Consider the following 16755-nt stretch of genomic DNA (forward strand, 5'->3'; position numbering starts at 1 on the left):
ATTCACTTTAACTATAAGAATAAATAACGCTCCATAAATACCTACAACCAAATCAAGCATCACAACATAAAATACTGATAATACTGACGGTATTCATTTGGCCTCCCCTTATTAATGGGTTTATATTATTTTGAGTAAATGGAAGTTAAACCATTACTGCTGTAATGATTTAATAACCTCAAAACAAGATCCCAATGTGTGATAATCACATTTAGCCCCAGCTGCACTTTTTTCGTTAGAGTATTTCGAATTATCACGATGCAAAACCCTAAACCATGCTCCATGCTGATGATCAACAAAGTGTTGCCAACTATATTTCCACAGTGATTGATAATGTTTTAAATATTTTGAGTTGTCTGTTGCCTTATATAATAAAGCCGCGGCAGCAAAGCTTTCAGCTTGCACCCAAAAGTATTTATCATCGTCACACCAGTTGCCTTCAGGATCAAAACCGTAGATTAGGCCTCCATGACTATCATCCCAAGACTTATCAAAACTGCCATCAAATAGCTGCTGAGCCTTTACTACTAACCAGTCTTGCGGCGCATGACTGTTTAATTGTAATAATAGTTTTGTCCACTCGGTTTGGTGTCCTGGTTGAAACCCCCAAGGACGATAAAGGTTTTTAGGGTCGTCTTTGTTATATAACCAATCAGGTTGGAAATCTTTAGTGTAGTGCTCCCAAATTAAATTATTGGTAAGCGCAGCTTGTTTACAACTAATATTTTCTGCAATAACTTCTGCTCGCTTTAAAAATACTGAGTTATTCGTTGCTTCATAGGCCGAAATCATCGCTTCACAAATATGCATATTCGCATTTTGGCCACGGTAGTCAGATAAGACTCCATCAATACTAAGAGTATCTGCATATAAACCATATTCAGCCTGCCAAAAACGCTCTTCAAGCAATTGATAGACATCATTTAACTTGTCATCTTTTTTTATCATGCCCGCTTTACGCGCTGCCGCATAGGCCAGTAATACAAAGGCATAACCATAGGCTTGTTGTGTCATATCTAGTGGCTTATTATCTTGTAAAGTCCAAGCATAATTTTGACTATCACTTTGCCAATGTACTTGTTCTAAATAATCTAAACCATGCTGTGCGGTTTCTAAATATTTCGGCTTATTGAGTATGCTGGCAGCCGTAGCGTAATTCACTATAATCCGGGTGCTACTGACTAATTGTTTAAAACCTTTATTAAAGGTTGTGCCATCATCATAAAAATTTTGAAAATAGCCTCCATGTTCATCTAATACACCATGGTCATAAAAATCGAGAATACTCTTGCAGTGCTCGACTAAAAAAGAATGATCATAAAAATTCATCAACGGCTCCGGGAAAAAATATCTAATAATTGCGTTTGTTTCAAGCCTAGCTCTTTAACAAAAGCAACTGCTTGCTCAAAATTAGGCAACGCTGGAAATGCCCCAGCTTTGGTAACGGTAAGTGCACCACAACTCGCAGAAAAGTTTATGATTTGCTTCAACAATTCATTGTCATCAAGTAATTCAGTCAGTTGTTCAAAATGACTCAAAGCAAATAACAAAGCGCCAATAAAAGCATCGCCACCCGCTGTTGTATCTACGGTTATAACTTTAGGAGGGGAAATAGCATCTAAAATGGCTGCAGTATAGTAAGTGAGAACATTTTCGCCATCAGTTATTATCAATAATTGACAATTTGCATCGAAACAACTTTGTATATAACTCTCAATATTTCCTTGTGCCAAGTAGGTTAGTTCTTCTGAAGAGAATTTTAAAACATGTGCTTGCTTAACCAGTTTATTAACGACACTTATAGACACTTTTCCGGTTGCCCATAAATTGTGACGAAGATTAACATCAAAACTAATAATTGCTCCATGCACTAACGCTCGCTCTACCGCATACTCTGTACAATCAGCGATATCCTTCTCCGTTAAGGTATTACTGCAAAAATGAAAAATAGGTGATTCACAAAACCAAATTTCATCTACTTGTGACTTTTCAAATAATAGATCCGCAGTTTGGTGACGGTGAAACGAAAAGCTTCTCTCCCCCATTTCATCCAATAAAACAAAAGCTAAAGCTGTTTTTGCATGTGGATGCTTACTGACAAATTGAGTATCCACTTGATACGTGTGCAGTGCATTAATTAAAAAATCACCAAATGCATCGTCACCAACTTGACCGGCAAAAAACGCTTTCCCGCCTAACCTTGAAACAGCAACAGCAGCATTTGCAGGTGCTCCGCCTGGATATTGGCGGTAATTATTTAAGGTTAAACATCCATCTTCTTGAGAGCCAGTATTAAGAAAATCTATTAAGGCTTCACCAAAACAAATAACGGGTTTCATAGATTAGCCTCTACTGGAGTGGTGATTTCATTTTTTTGATTTGCACGATACTTTGCCGTGTAAAGTGCATAGCCAAAGATATAGATATAAGCGCATGCAGGCACAATAAAACTTGCTTGAACTGAGCTAATGTCTGCAACATATCCTTGAATTAACGGTAGAATAGCTCCACCAACAATGGCTTGGCATAACAAACCTGAACCTTTAGACGTTAACGGTCCTAAGCCACGAATGGCTAAGGTAAAAATAGTTGGGAACATAATAGAATTGAAGAAACCAACCGAAATCACGGCCCACATGGCGAAGTGACCACTACTCGACATAGTGACAATAAGCAATGTCATAGAAAGAATGGAGTTACAGGCAAGTACATAACTTGGCTTGATAATACGCGTTAAGTAAGCACCAACAAAACGGCCAATCATTGCAGCGCCCCAATAATATGAAACCATATCACCGGCTTGTTTTTCTGTGAGACCAGCAATATCTTTTTGGGTAAAATAATTGACTAAAAAACTGCCAATAGATACTTCAGCGCCAACATATACAAAGATACCAAGCGCACCTAAAAGCAGTGGTTTTTGTTGCCAAATTGATTTACCGTCACTCGCGTTATCGTCAGGCGTTTCGGCAATAGACTGTATCACGGGTAAATGTAAAAACTTAAAACCTATCGCAACTAATATTGTTGCTCCAGCCAGTAATAAATAAGGTAATTGTACGCTTTTTGCATCAATCACCTCTGTATGGGCTACCGCACCAAAAATTAACGCACTACCAAATATTGGCCCAAGGGTATGACCTAATGAATTAATCGCTTGTGCTAAGTTAAGACGACTGGCCGCCGTTTTTTCTTTACCTAGTGATGCCACATAAGGGTTAGCAGAAACTTGTAAAATAGTAATGCCTGAAGCAAGTACAAATAGTCCCGCTAAAAACACCCAATACACACCAATTTCTGCGGCAGGATAAAACAAACTACAACCTGCGGCGATAGTTAACAGTCCCGTAATAATGCCTTTTAAGTAACCAATTTTACTGATTATTTTTCCCGCAATCGGCGACATAATAAAATAGGCGCCAAAAAAGCAAAACTGTACTAACATTGCTTGCACGTAATTAAGGTCAAATGCTGCCTTAAGGTGTGGTATTAAAATATCATTTAAGGCGGTAATAAAACCCCAAATGAAAAAGAGTGTTGTCATCGAAGCAAAAGCAAAATGATAACTTTCATCGGCTCCTGTTTGATGACTTACTGATGCTGTTGGAATATTGCCCGCCATTATTTATCTCCTACTGCCGAATTATCCGTTGAAAATGATAGAGGTCTATCAGCAGTCTTAGCCCCCCATTGGGTGTTTGGCACAGATGAAAGCTCAAAGTCTAGTTTAACGGGAGCTGAAATATAGCTATCGTCAATCCAGCTCTTGCTGCTATCAATATTATTTACTTTTAAACTTGTAATATAACGGTTTTCACTTGACGTATTTGGCGCATTAATTGTTAAATTTCCTATTTTTGTTTTTGAGAAAATAGGACTTGCTAGCACCATGTCAGCACGACCTGGTAATAATGGGTATATGCCTAACGCTGAAAAAACATACCAAGAAGACATTTGACCTAAATCATCTTGGCCAGGGATGCCTTTAGTGGTGTTATTCCATAATAAGTCAATGGTTGCCCGCACAGTGTCTTGAGTTTTATATGCTTGTCCGGTGAATAAGTACATCCAAGGTGATGCAATTGATGGCTGGTTAGACACGTCAGAATAGGTGGCGCTATCTCTAAATAAAACCCAGCTACCATCAGGTTTATGAAAATGGTTATCAAGGCGGTTTGCCATCACTTTATCACCGCCGACCATCTCTTTCAGGCCATTACCATCAAAAGGTATCATCCATAAATACTGTGCAGGGCTACCTTCAACAAATAGATGTTCACTGTTTGCATCAAAATCAGCTTTCCAAGTACCGTCTTTATTACGTCCTTGAATATAACCTGCTTCTTTAGTTGCCTGTGGGTTGAACAGGTTTTTCCAGTAGCCTGAGCGTGTTAATAGTGCTTGTGATGATGCGTTATCGCCTAGCTTGCTGGCTAATTGCGATAAGGCAAAGTCAGCAGACGCTTGTTCAAGTGTTTCTGATGCACCTTCCCAGCTATTTGATTGATCCGAAATATAATTAATGGATTGCCATTGATCGAGTGATGGATGTTGTCCTCGACAAAATACAGGACAACCTTCATCACTTAAATCAAATGATGTTGGTTCATTAGCCGCTTTGAGTAAAGACTGGTATGCGCCTTTGATATCAAAACCGGTTGCACCAAAGGCAGCAAAGTTAGCGATAGCAATGGTAGATGGATCACCACTCATTACACCTGTAGCACCAGAGTTATGGGTCCAACGGTCCCAAACACCATTATATTGTTGAGCTTGGTTATATAACGATTGAGCAATATCACTACCACGGGTAGCATCAAGCAACGTTACCAGTTGCAATTGCGATCGATAAACATCCCAACCAGAAAAATTTGCGTATTGCGCCTTTTGTTTATTATTAATTTTATGAACTTTTTGATCAAAACCTAAATATTCGCCGTTAACATCACTAAATACATTAGGGTGGAATTGTGAATGAAATAGCGCGGTATAAAACGTGGTTAACTTATCTTTATTAGTAGAAACAACTTTAACTTTCTCCAAAGTTTTATTCCACGTTTGGTAAGCTTCTTTTCTTACTTCTTCAAAATATTTTTCTTTAGTTTGTGAGCTGTTAACTAAGGTTTCTGTTTGCTCTTTAGCTAAATTTTCACGTGCGTTGGCTAAGCTGACATAAGAAATACCGACTGTCATGGTTACTGTTTTTTGCTGTGAGAGATCTAAATCAACCCAAGCACCAGAGCCTTTACCTAATTTAGGAATACCTTTTTCACCATATCCCATGCCACCTTTAGCACTGTCACTATTTTTAGTAACTGTGTCGTCTTGCCAACCACCGGTGCCTGAAATTGGCACGTCTAATTTGGCGACAAAATGTAAAGTGTAATAATCGCGACGGTTGAATTCGCCTAAATAACCACAAAAATTACCGCTAGTAACGTGACCTGTTATTTCGCCTTTTTCTTGATCAATTTTGGTATAGGCATCACCGCTGCCTAATTGAGAATATGAGCTTCTAAACAGTAATTTTGCCTGTTCTGGATTATCAAAGGTAAAACGTGCAATGCCCGTTCGGGTTGTTGCGCTTAATTCAACATCAACGCCATTATCCATTTTTACCTGATAATAACCTGGTGTTGCTGTTTCGTTTTGGTGAGTAAAGCCTGCACTGTAATAAGCATCTAGCATATCGGTATCTGGCGAATGTTTGATAGCAGAAGTAAAAGGTAATACAGGAATATCACCCGAGGCACCTAAACAGCCGGTACCCGATAAGCGCGTAAATGAGAATCCTTTAATTCGACTTGCGCCATAATTGTAACCTCCTGGCCCCACAGGAATTCGACCTTTTTCGCCGAGCACTTGCTTGGTCATGCGCTCGCTTTCTTTGAGTAAATCTTTGGTATAAGCATGCTCAGGGCCAAAGTTAAACATACCATGAGGCACCACAGCGCCAGGCACAACATTAGCGGCTTGACGGTGGTTATATACCCCTTCAGTGCCAATAAAAGGATTAACGTAATCAACAGGGTTACTAACCCACTCTTCTGGCGCTGAGCTGGTTTTATTTTCATTGTCAGCATTGTTGTTTTGGCTATTACAGCCTGAGATTGATAAGCCAAGTGTTAGTAAACACGTCGCTGTAACTTTAAAAGTGTGCATATTTTATCCTTAACCCAGCTAAAAGCTGGGTTATTTATTCAATAGGTTCAAGCAAAGTGTTTTTTAATGAGTGCTCATTGAGGTTGGGCGATTTTTAGTCTCAATTCCCCAATGTTTATTTGGTATGTTTGACATTACAAATGTTAAGGTGCCGCCGTTAATGATGTCATCATGAGTAATAAAACTACGGTTTAACGGTTTTCCATTTAATCGTGCGCTTTTAATAAACTTATTTTTCTTTGAAAGCTTATTGGCTTTTACGGTGAACGTTTTACCATTAGCAAGATTCAACGATATTTCGGGTAATTGCGGCGCGCCTATGGCGTAACTTAAATCACCTGGGGCTACTGGGTAGAAACCCATGGCTGAAAACACATACCATGCTGACATTTGTCCAACATCATCATTACCCGCAAGACCATCGGGCTGATCAGATGATAAGGTATCCATTATTTGACGAATACGTTCTTGTGTACGCCAAGGTTTACCTGCGTAATTATAAAGGTAAGCAATATGATGGCTTGGCTCATTACCGTGTGCGTATTGTCCAATTAAGCCCGCAATATCTTCATGCTCTTTAATTTTTTCATGACTTAATTCTTTATTAAATAATAAATCCAAACGCTCTTCAAAGGCTTTGTCTCCACCAATCAAATCGATTAACGTGTTTACGTCATGAGGTACGTAAAAAGTATATTGGAAGCTATTACCTTCGGTAAAGGGCCCCATTAACTTAGCGTCTTCTGCATCAAAATCAGGGTTCCATACGCCTTCACTGTTCTTTCCTCGCATAAAGCCAACACTAGGATCGAATAGGTTTTTATAAGATTGTGCGCGTTGGTAAAAGGTTTTTGCAATATATTTTTTGCCCATTGCTTCTGCCATACGTGCGATCGTGTAGTCGTTGTAAGCGTATTCTAAGGTAATAGATACTGATTCGCTAAGCTTGTCCATAGGAACATAGCCACGTTTAATGTATTCTGGAATAGCATCATATTTAGGATTATTAGCGGTATCTGTCATTGCTTTTAAGGCAAGTTCACTATCAAAGTCTCGAATGCCTTTTAAGTAGGCATCAGCGATTACTGATACAGCGTGATAACCAATCATAGTCCAGGTTTCGTGAGCCTGAAAAGACCAAATAGGTAACATATTGTCATAGCTCTGTTGATAATGCGCCAACATTGAGTTAATCATGTTAGGGACTTTATCAGGTGCAATGTAAGTTAGTAGTGGGTGTAGTGCGCGATAGGTATCCCATAAAGAAAACAAGGTGTAATTTTCAAAACCGTCTGCTTGATGGATTTCACCATCAACACCGCGATATTGACCATTAACATCTTGATAAATAGAAGGTGCCTGTAAAGCATGATAAAGCGCGGTATATAACTGGCGTTTTTCAGATTTTTTACCTTTTGCTTGCACAACAGATAATTGTTCTTGCCACTGCTTTTTCGCTTGAAGTTTAACGTCATCAAAATCCCAGCCAGGGTTTTCAGTGATTAAATTTTCCAGTGCATTTTTACGGCTAACGGCTGACAAACCGACTTTAACCATTAATGGCTCTGTATTAGCATCTTTAAAATGTGTTAGCACTTTAATTGCTTTACCAGCAGTATATTGAATAGCAGAGTTAACAATAGTCGAAGGTTTACTGCCTTTTTTTGTCAGGCAGCCATTACAGCGATAACGTGAATTGTCTTGGTTAATTAATTCAATACTGTCAAATGGGCGAGAGAACTTGATCGCAAAATACATATCTCTTTGTTTTGCCCAGCCATTGGTAGAACGGTATGCCAATAGGGTTTGATTATCAATAACTCGCACATCACTCCAGATAACCTTATTTTTAAAGTTATAGATAGAAGCCGTTAAATCAAGTAGGACATGTGCTTGCTCATTTTCTTTAAAGGTATAGCGGTGCATGCCCGTTCGAGCTGTCGTGGTTAATTCAGCTTTAATTTTATAATCACTTAATTCAACGGAGTAGTAACCTGGCGAAGCCTTTTCTGCATTATGATTAAAGCGAGAGCGGTAACCTGAATCTGGGTCAGTCTCACTACCCGCCTCCACATGAGCTTTTCCTGTCATTGGCATAATAAGTAAATCACCCAAATCAGAATGACCGGTGCCACTAAAATGAGTATGAGAAAAGCCCGTGATAGTTTTATCATCATAATGATAACCTGCACTGTGCTTGTATATTTCACTTTGTGGGTCACTACCTCGACTTACTGCGGCAGTATCAGGGCTTAATTGCACCATGCCAAAAGGAACAACAGCGCCGGGAAATGTGTGTCCATCTCCTCCAGTACCAATAAAAGGGTCTACCCATTGGGTTACATCGTTAACTTGAATGGCTGAACTTTCTTCTGCATGGGTTAACATTGGCATTGCCGTCAATAGGCTAATAACAGCAACTGTATTTAATGCCCAATCACGAGAAGTTTTTTTTAATGTACTCATGTCGTTGGATAAGTATTTCATGTTACGACTGTCCTCTTATATTTTTGGAACGTTCCAATTACGTATCAATATAACGTTAGATTAGCTACAATTCAATAACTTTAAAGTTATAATAGAAAATTATTCAACAGGGAATAGGTATAATGAGTCGTAGCGAAAAGCCAAAAAGTGTCACTGTTATTGATGTAGCTGAAAAAGCAGGGGTATCAAAGTCCACCGTTTCATTAGTATTAACCGGGAGTAGCAAGGTAAGTAGTAAAGCTAAACAAAAGGTAGAAAAAGCGATAGATGAATTAGGTTACGTTTATAATAGGGATGCGGCTTCACTACGGAGTAGAAAGTCTAATCTTATTGCTATTGTAATTAACGACTTAAAGAACCCATACTCTGCTCAACTGGCCGTTGGATTAGAGCAACAAATTCGTCAGATGGGCTTATTTTCCATGTTAGTAAACAGTGCTGAAAATGTAGATACCCAAACATCTTTAGTACGTAATCTAAAAGAATATAATGTGGCTGCTTTTATTATTTGTCCAGCACCTAATACCTCTGCTGATTGGGTTAACTCTCTTGTTGAACAAGGCTTTCCTGTTGTACATATAATGCGAGAAATTGCAGGTGCAAAAGTAGCAACTGTACTTCCTGATAATTTCACTGGTACAAAGTTGGCAACCCAGCACTTGATAATGAAGGGGTATAAAAAGATTGCTTTTATTGGTGGAAACGAAAGTATTTCAGATTACCATCAACGTTTATCGGGTTATATCGAGGCTATGACTCTGGCTAAAGTACCTTTTTCTAAGAAGCTTTGCGTTCAATCTAATACGACTCGTAATGGTGGTCGTAGTGCTATGAAAGAAGTATTGACTCTTACCTCAGATATTGAAGCGGTTGTTTGCTTTAGTGATGTCATTGCTTATGGCGCAATAGAACAAATTCGAGCATCAGGAAGACAGCCAGGAAAAGACATCGCGATTGTTGGTTTCGATGATTTAGAAGACTCTCGCTTAATGTCACCTGCATTAACCACTATCCATGTTGATGCCAATCAAATTGCAATTGCTGTTTGCCAAATACTAACGAATATTAATAATGGTAATCGAAACAAAATATTGGTTGGCGTTGACTTAATCGAACGAGATTCAAGTTAACAAGTTCATTTTTATATTTGCCATATTGAAGCTAATCCCAAATTTATCCTGTGTCTCGCTATCAAAAGTATAGCGTCATACTAAAGCCTATTTTTTATTCTTACTGACTGTAAATACTACAAATAAGTGTTTTCCTCTCACTTTTTTGAGTGAAATTCACACAAAAAATCACAAATAATCTTTGACTATTTACAAAATAAGGGTACCTTACGCATTGGAACGTTCCAATTATCCTTTGTTTATTTTAGCTGGTTTACTCCCTTTTACCTGAAATAACGAGGATTAATAGTTAACCTGTCATAACGGAACGTTCCACTTAATATAATAAAAAATTTAATACGATATAATCGTCAGGGGAAATACATGAACAAAAATTTCAAAGAAAAGCAGAAACCTTCTTTATCAAGATTAGCGATATTGATTGGTGCTGCATTGTCACTACCAACATTTACAGTGTCTGCATTAGAAGAAGTTGAGCAGCTTGATAGCGAAGAAACTATTGAACGAATCGCGATAACTGGTTCGCGTATCCGTTCAGTTAATGCACTTGCTCCAAGCCAAATTACTTCAATTAGTGCGGAAGACCTTGCTTTAACGGGTCACATCAATGTTATGGATGCATTGCTTGACTTACCTAGTGTTGCTGGCGGTTTAACCAATGAATCTGCTGGATTTAATTATGCCAATACCGGCATGAATACCGTTGATTTACGTAACCTAGGACATGAAAGAACGCTTGTTTTAGTTAATGGTCGCCGGTATGTATCAAGTGATGTTGGTGAAATATTGGCTGATATAAACTCTATTCCAACGTCTTTAGTAGAACGTATTGATATTACCACGGGCGGTGGCTCTGCTAGTTATGGCTCTGGCGCTATTGCTGGAGTGGTTAACTTTATTTTAAAAGATAATTTTGAGGGGGTTGAAGTTGAAGCCCGCCTTAGTCAATCTGGAGAAAGCGATAATAAAAGTGACATGATTCGTGCCACTATTGGGGGTAACTTCGCCGAAGATAAAGGTAATGTTGTTGTCAATTTTGAACGTTCAACGGCTGAAGGCTTAGCATCTCGTGATCGTGGTGTTACAGGTGTTAGATTAAGAACTGTTGACGGGGAAAAAGTATTAAATCCCGCGGACTTAAGTACTTATGCACCAAAGTGGCGCTATGATATTGGCAATGAAGAAGTCTCTTGGCAAAATGGTGCTGTTGGTGATTGGAATGTAGAAGATGATGGATATCGACATGCAGATAGCCGAACCATCTCAACGCCTATTGACCGTACAATTTTCAATGCACTAGCGAACTATTACTTGAACGATGACCTACGTGCTTTCGCTGAATTTACTTACGCCAAAACAGAAACTTCTAACCCTTCAGATTTATATGCTATTGGCTCCGCCTATCGTGGCGCTGAAATTAGCATTGATAACCCTTTTGTACCTGATGAATTGCGAAACATAGCTCTCGCAGAAAATGATAGTCAGTTTATTCAATACCGTGGACGCCTTAACGAATTTGGACAAGGAGGTTTTGACGCAGAGCGTGTTGTCACACGTTTTGTGCTAGGCCTTGATGGTACATTTGCAGAAGATTGGGATTGGGAATTAAGTTATAACTATGGGCATGTTAGCAATGACCAGGAAGGTAATGACGTTAACGAAGTTGCCTATAAAAAAGCGACTGATGTCATTGTTGACCCTGATACCGGTGAAAACGTTTGTCGTGATGAAGCTTATGCTGCTATAGGCTGTGTGCCAACCAATGTGTTTGAACCTTTTACTCAAGAGATGCAAAATTTTTGGACTAACTTAACTACGCTTGATGGCACATTAAAACAAGAAACATTCGTAGCATCCATTTCTAATAGCAGTCTATTTAGTTTACCTGCTGGTGATGTTGGTTTTGCTGCTGGTTATGAAAGACGCAGTGAGTATGCTGAAGAACATCCTGATTCAGCGACAAAATCGGGCTTAACAGGCGGTGTTCAAATTGACAGTTTAGAAGGTTCATACGATGTTGATGAATTCTTCATGGAAGTTAACATTCCCATTTTAGCTGATATTGCCTTTGTTAAGTCACTTGGCGTCAATATAGCGGGAAGAACATCAGACTATAGCCACGTTGGCCGCAATGAAAGTTGGCAGGTTGCTTCACGTTGGGAAGTTAATGATGATATTACTTTTAGAGCACAATATTCAGAAGCGTTTAGAGCACCTACCATTGCAGATATGTTTAATGGTGGCACTCGTCAAGGTCTCAGTCTTGCCGGCATTGATCCATGTGATGGTGTTTCGCTCAGCTCAGCAGATGATGGTGTTAGTGCAGAGCATGCTGCAGCTTGTCGAGCTATTCCGGCAATTGCTAATGCGATTCAAGATGGTGGTACTTTTAATGGTGCTCCTGATGATGAAAAAGAACGTTATTCATTTTTTGGACCGTCACCGGATTTAGAAGTTGAAACTGCAGAAACAACGACTATCGGTTTTATTTATACACCGTCTTATCTTGAGGATTTAACGGTGTCTTTAGATTATTACAGTATCTCTATCGACAATATCATTACTGGTGTAAGCGATGACTACAAAGCTGAGCGTTGTTTAGAAGGTTTACCTGAATTTTGTCGTGCTATTGAGAGAGATAGTTCTACAGGTGTAATTCAAACGACTTATAACTATGTTTTTAACTTAGCGGGCCGTGAAGTAGAAGGTTACGATTTAGAAGCAAACTATATGTATTCTTTAGGTGAATATGGTGATTTAAATTTTAATCTGCTTTATAACTACGTTACTAAACATCAAACGAAAGCGTTGCCTGACTCGGACTGGGAAGATAATTTAAATGAATTACCTTACTTCGAACAACGAGCAAACTTTAGTACCACCTACAGTTATGAAAACCTGACTGTTAATTGGACCACGGTATTCCAAGGCAGCATTTTTGACGATAAAGATGCTAGCTACTTTAACAATGATATAGATGCCGTTGTTATCCACAATGCACAAGCTCGTTATACCTTTGGCAATGAAACACCAATAGAAGTTTATGCTGGTATTGATAATGTTTTTGATCAAGATCCACCGTTCTTACCTGAAGGGTATAAAAATGGTCAAGCACAAACAGCTACCGCTAGTCCTTATAGTCGTATTGGTCGCATGTTTTATGTAGGTACGGTCGTAAAATTTTAAGATGATCGAATGAGTTACTCATGAGTAATAAGTAAAGAGTAACTCCCATACATACTTCGTTTCAAAAATAAAGATGAGAAAATTATGAAAAACTTTAAATTATCGCTAATCGCTATAGTTGTATTGTCAACTACTTTAGCAGGATGTAATGGTTCAGATAAATCACTAGAGATTACCCCAAAAAAAGCAGAAAGTGTAACGGCTAGTTCTGCACTACGTAATATGGCTATAGATTCAGGCAACACTATCTCCTCACCAGACGGTGTCAATGTACCCGGAGGAGAAGGCATAAATAACTTAATTGACGGCAACGATGGCTCTAAGTTTTTATCATTTAGTGACAGTGTATCTGTTGAATTTAGTGCAGCAAAACCTTATGCCTTAAAAGGATATGCTTTGATATCAGGTAATGATGCCCCCGAACGAGATCCGGCCGAGTGGACAGTAGAAGGTTCAGGCGATGGCACAATATGGGTTGAGATTGATAGCCGTTCTGGCCAGACTTTTGGTAGTCGTGGTGAAAAGCGTACCTTTGAAATGCTGACTAATGAAGTTGAATATCAACATTATCGTTTTAGTTTTGCAAACAACCCAGCGACCGCTGCAGGCATATTCCAATTAGCTGAAATAGAATTGACTGTTGTGGCAGATGCGCCTTTGGTTGATTTTGCAAGTAATATCTCGCGTGCTGAAATAGGTGAAAACGTACAGTTTTGGGATAGATCTTTAGCTAACCCAACGGGTTGGCAGTGGACATTTGAAGATGGAGAACCGGCAACGAGCACGAACAGAAATCCTGCGGTTACTTTCACTTCACTTGGTGCTAAATCAGTAACACTGGTTGCGTCTAACGATAAAGGTTCTAATGAAAAGGTACAAGAGCAAGTTGTACATATTTGGGATTCTCAAAACCCATGGGCAGGTTATGTAAAACCTACCGTTACGCTTGTTGCTCATAAACCAGAGCATGAAGGGCAAATAGCATTTAGTCGAGTTATGCCTGATATCGAGGCCGTCATTCATGACATCTCATTACAGATAGTTAAAGTACTGTATAAAGATGTTGCTGAAGCACCATTATTTAAAACGGTAACCTTTGAAACTGATGAATATGACTTCCCTGCTGCTAAGAGTGGTACAGATGAAGACATGATCTTAATGATGGATGTTGCTCATCTTGCTAATAAAGCAGCTGAAGGTGATGATGCCTTGCGCGATGAAGTGATAGGTATGTTATGGCATGAATTAACCCATGGTTATAATAATTCGCCAAACTCAGGTGAATACGCAACGGGTGATGAATACCATTCATATTTAGAGAGTTTAGCTAACTACATGCGTATTAAAGCCGGCTTTCATGAAAGTAGACGTGTTGGTATTAAATGGGTTGATAACTGGAATGTTGATGCCTATGAGCAAACATCATTTTTCTTAGAGTGGGTAGCAAATAGCCATCGTAGCGTTGACTTTATCTATTTATTTAATAAAGCCGCAGGTGACCTAAAAGAATGGAGTTTTGAGGCCGCCTTTAAATCTATTTTTGGTGAAGACAAGGGCGTATCAATATTTTGGCAAGAGTATCATGATGCACAGGGTATTGAACCTCCTTATCCAACACCAGTAGATGGCTATAGAAACTTTGCGGTTGATGAAGGTGTGAGCATTTCAACTAATGCTACTACCGTTATTATTCCTGATTGGGATGCATATGAAGGGGAAGATAAATTAATTGATAATAACGTTACCAAAAAATTTAACGCGTTTATTGAAGGTACATGGTGGCTAGAGGAACATGCATCTCACTTATTTCCTATCAATGATATTACCAATGTGGAAGTTACTTTTGAATTACCCGATGCCATTGTTTTACATAAATACAGTGTAACAACAGGTAATGATAACCCACAGCGTGATCCAACGTTATGGACTATATCAGGCTCTGTGGATGGTGAAGTTTGGACTCAATTAGATAGCGATAATTATCCTTCTGATCCAGAACGATTAATCACTTTCCATTATGACATTGATGATGCAGTGACGGCTTATAAGTATTATCAGTTTGTTTTTGAAAATACTCAACCAGCGGGTGATAGTATTGGTGGTGATAATGGTCGCTTGGTTCAAATTGGCGAAATTGCACTACTAACAGAAGAGTAAAATTAGTCCTATATATTTATATGAGACCCCTTTCTCTTGAAAGGGGTCTCTATTTTTTCTGTATTTATACCTTAATGAGTTCCTGATAAATTTACATCGCTTTAGAGCTTCCCTGCTGGTATCACGTTGTAAAATAAAAGCATAATAATTAGTCTCGTGCTCAAAGCGACCTTAATAAATTTACAGTTTAATGGTGGTGCGATGAACATTTTAGAGTTTATATTAATCCTATCCTGTCAGGCTTTATTAATCCGAGACCTAAATAGATTCGGGAACTATTACCTTCTATGACACAAGATATATACATTAAAGCAAAAGATTAAAGGGATTTTGATCAAAGAAGTAAACATCTAAAATATAAGGTAAAGTAACACGCACTTTACCTAAGTTCAGAAATTAATTTTATAAAATCAAGGGATAAATATGGTTAAGATGTTGGGTTTATGGTTGCTTTTGATATGTTTACCAATTTTTACTAATGCCAGTCAAGATGTTATTTTTAACAAGCCTCTTTCATCTTTTGACCCTCGATATACATATACGTACGAGCTAATGGAATTAATTTTTAAAGCGACGCCTGAATATACTAATGCTCAAGTTAAAACAACAGAAATGAATATGACTAGAAGCCGAATATTTCATGAGTTGAAGAAAGGTAAATTACTTAATGTTGTCGCGGAAGCTCCTCAAAAGGAATGGGATAGTAATTTAATTGTTGTACCTATTCCAATTAGAAAAGGTCTTCAAGGTTTTAGGATATTTATCGTTAAAGATAAAAACCGTAAAAAGCTTGTCCAAGTCGGTCGTTTAAAGTCTCTAAAAGCTTTACATACAGGTTCTGGAAATGAATGGTCAATAAGACTTGCGATGGAACAGGCTGGTTTTGCTGTCGTGACGGCAAATGGTTATGAGTCGTTATTCGCTATGTTGTCAAAGCAGCGTTTTACTACTTTTGGCCGAGGCATTAACGAAGCCTACAGAGAGGTAGAAAGCCATTTAGCTTTATATCCTGACTTTGTAGTTGATAACCATATTTTATTGGAAATTCCGTTAGCTACTTATTTTTATGTTTCACCATCATTCCCCGAGATAGCAGACCGTATAAGGCTTGGGTTACTTCGATTGATAGAAAATGGTGAGTTTGATCGATTTTTCTTTCAAAAGTATTGTTCAGATATTTTAAAGGCTAATATGTCTGAAAGACTGCGGTTTAAAATCGATAACCCCCAAGTATCACAAAAAAGAATGATTTCTTTAGTGGGAGATGGCTTTCTTCTTGATTCTAATAAGTCTTATAAAAAAGTTTGTCTGTCAATGACACAATAAAAACCGATTATTTTTATAGTCGCTTACGCAAGTGAAAAAGCCAAATTTTCCTGTTACCAATTAAACGATAAAAATAATGTATTAGAAAATATAGGTCAAATAAGTTGAGTCTAAAAGGACTATAAAGCCCACAAAGTGATCATAAATTCTATCGCGAAATGTGCCCCTGAGAGAGATATAAAGCTAGTTTTCAAGCTTTCCATAGTAATTGTAAGCCCATAGACTTATGGCCAATATGACTCAACCACTACTGTTAGCTATAAGCCAGAGCGATAATTAATTTGGGAATTAACTAAAAGCAGAAGCT

At 38.4% G+C, this 16755-nt stretch carries 9 protein-coding genes; 4 read left to right on the plus strand and 5 right to left on the minus strand.

Translation table 11 applies throughout. The features are described from left to right. Positions 1–153 precede the first annotated feature (153 nt). The 5 genes from CPS_RS11780 to CPS_RS11800 all read right to left on the minus strand — a co-directional run bounded on the left by CPS_RS11780 (position 154) and on the right by CPS_RS11800 (position 8649). Positions 154–1329, minus strand: a complete 1176-nt coding sequence (locus CPS_RS11780) for an AGE family epimerase/isomerase (protein WP_011043455.1) — start codon at positions 1327–1329, stop codon at positions 154–156. Further along, positions 1329–2339, minus strand: a complete 1011-nt coding sequence (locus tag CPS_RS11785) for a carbohydrate kinase family protein (RefSeq protein WP_011043456.1) — start codon at positions 2337–2339, stop codon at positions 1329–1331. The genes CPS_RS11780 and CPS_RS11785 overlap by 1 nt, the downstream gene beginning before the upstream one ends. Continuing rightward, positions 2336–3622, minus strand: a complete 1287-nt coding sequence (locus tag CPS_RS11790) for a sugar MFS transporter (RefSeq protein WP_011043457.1) — start codon at positions 3620–3622, stop codon at positions 2336–2338. The genes CPS_RS11785 and CPS_RS11790 overlap by 4 nt, the downstream gene beginning before the upstream one ends. After that, the gene (locus CPS_RS11795) at positions 3622–6162 is read right to left on the minus strand and encodes a GH92 family glycosyl hydrolase (RefSeq protein ID WP_011043458.1); all 2541 of its coding nucleotides are present in this window, start codon (positions 6160–6162) and stop codon (positions 3622–3624) included. The genes CPS_RS11790 and CPS_RS11795 overlap by 1 nt, the downstream gene beginning before the upstream one ends. Positions 6163–6225: 63 nt before the next feature. Then, entirely contained in the window at positions 6226–8649 is a 2424-nt protein-coding gene (locus CPS_RS11800) for a GH92 family glycosyl hydrolase (RefSeq protein WP_011043459.1), read from the minus strand. Between the two features lie 122 nt (positions 8650–8771). On the opposite strand from CPS_RS11800, the gene CPS_RS11805 reads away from it, so the two are divergent. The 4 genes from CPS_RS11805 to CPS_RS11820 all read left to right on the plus strand — a co-directional run bounded on the left by CPS_RS11805 (position 8772) and on the right by CPS_RS11820 (position 16448). Continuing rightward, entirely contained in the window at positions 8772–9779 is a 1008-nt protein-coding gene (locus CPS_RS11805; RefSeq protein ID WP_011043460.1) for a LacI family DNA-binding transcriptional regulator, read from the plus strand. A gap of 363 nt (positions 9780–10142) precedes the next feature. Beyond that, positions 10143–12965, plus strand: coding sequence for a TonB-dependent receptor domain-containing protein (locus CPS_RS11810; RefSeq protein WP_011043461.1), 2823 nt, complete (start codon positions 10143–10145; stop codon positions 12963–12965). Between the two features lie 84 nt (positions 12966–13049). Next, positions 13050–15122: a basic secretory protein-like protein gene (locus CPS_RS11815; RefSeq protein WP_011043462.1), complete on the plus strand. Its 2073-nt coding sequence runs from the start codon at positions 13050–13052 to the stop codon at positions 15120–15122. A gap of 423 nt (positions 15123–15545) precedes the next feature. After that, complete coding sequence (locus CPS_RS11820; RefSeq protein ID WP_011043463.1) at positions 15546–16448, plus strand: hypothetical protein; 903 nt, start codon at positions 15546–15548, stop codon at positions 16446–16448. Positions 16449–16755 lie beyond the last annotated feature (307 nt).

This window comes from Colwellia psychrerythraea 34H (assembly GCF_000012325.1).
Lineage (GTDB): Bacteria > Pseudomonadota > Gammaproteobacteria > Enterobacterales > Alteromonadaceae > Colwellia > Colwellia psychrerythraea_A.

What these genes read in the sequence shown, in the direction of transcription:
- CPS_RS11800 (WP_011043459.1), bottom strand. Translation starts at nt 8,649, where the DNA reads ATGAAATACTTATCCAACGACATGAGTACATTAAAAAAAACTTCTCGT.
- CPS_RS11820 (WP_011043463.1), top strand. Translation starts at nt 15,546, where the DNA reads ATGGTTAAGATGTTGGGTTTATGGTTGCTTTTGATATGTTTACCAATT.
- CPS_RS11790 (WP_011043457.1), bottom strand. Translation starts at nt 3,622, where the DNA reads ATGGCGGGCAATATTCCAACAGCATCAGTAAGTCATCAAACAGGAGCC.
- CPS_RS11795 (WP_011043458.1), bottom strand. Translation starts at nt 6,162, where the DNA reads ATGCACACTTTTAAAGTTACAGCGACGTGTTTACTAACACTTGGCTTA.
- CPS_RS11780 (WP_011043455.1), bottom strand. Translation starts at nt 1,329, where the DNA reads ATGAATTTTTATGATCATTCTTTTTTAGTCGAGCACTGCAAGAGTATT.
- CPS_RS11805 (WP_011043460.1), top strand. Translation starts at nt 8,772, where the DNA reads ATGAGTCGTAGCGAAAAGCCAAAAAGTGTCACTGTTATTGATGTAGCT.
- CPS_RS11785 (WP_011043456.1), bottom strand. Translation starts at nt 2,339, where the DNA reads ATGAAACCCGTTATTTGTTTTGGTGAAGCCTTAATAGATTTTCTTAAT.
- CPS_RS11810 (WP_011043461.1), top strand. Translation starts at nt 10,143, where the DNA reads ATGAACAAAAATTTCAAAGAAAAGCAGAAACCTTCTTTATCAAGATTA.
- CPS_RS11815 (WP_011043462.1), top strand. Translation starts at nt 13,050, where the DNA reads ATGAAAAACTTTAAATTATCGCTAATCGCTATAGTTGTATTGTCAACT.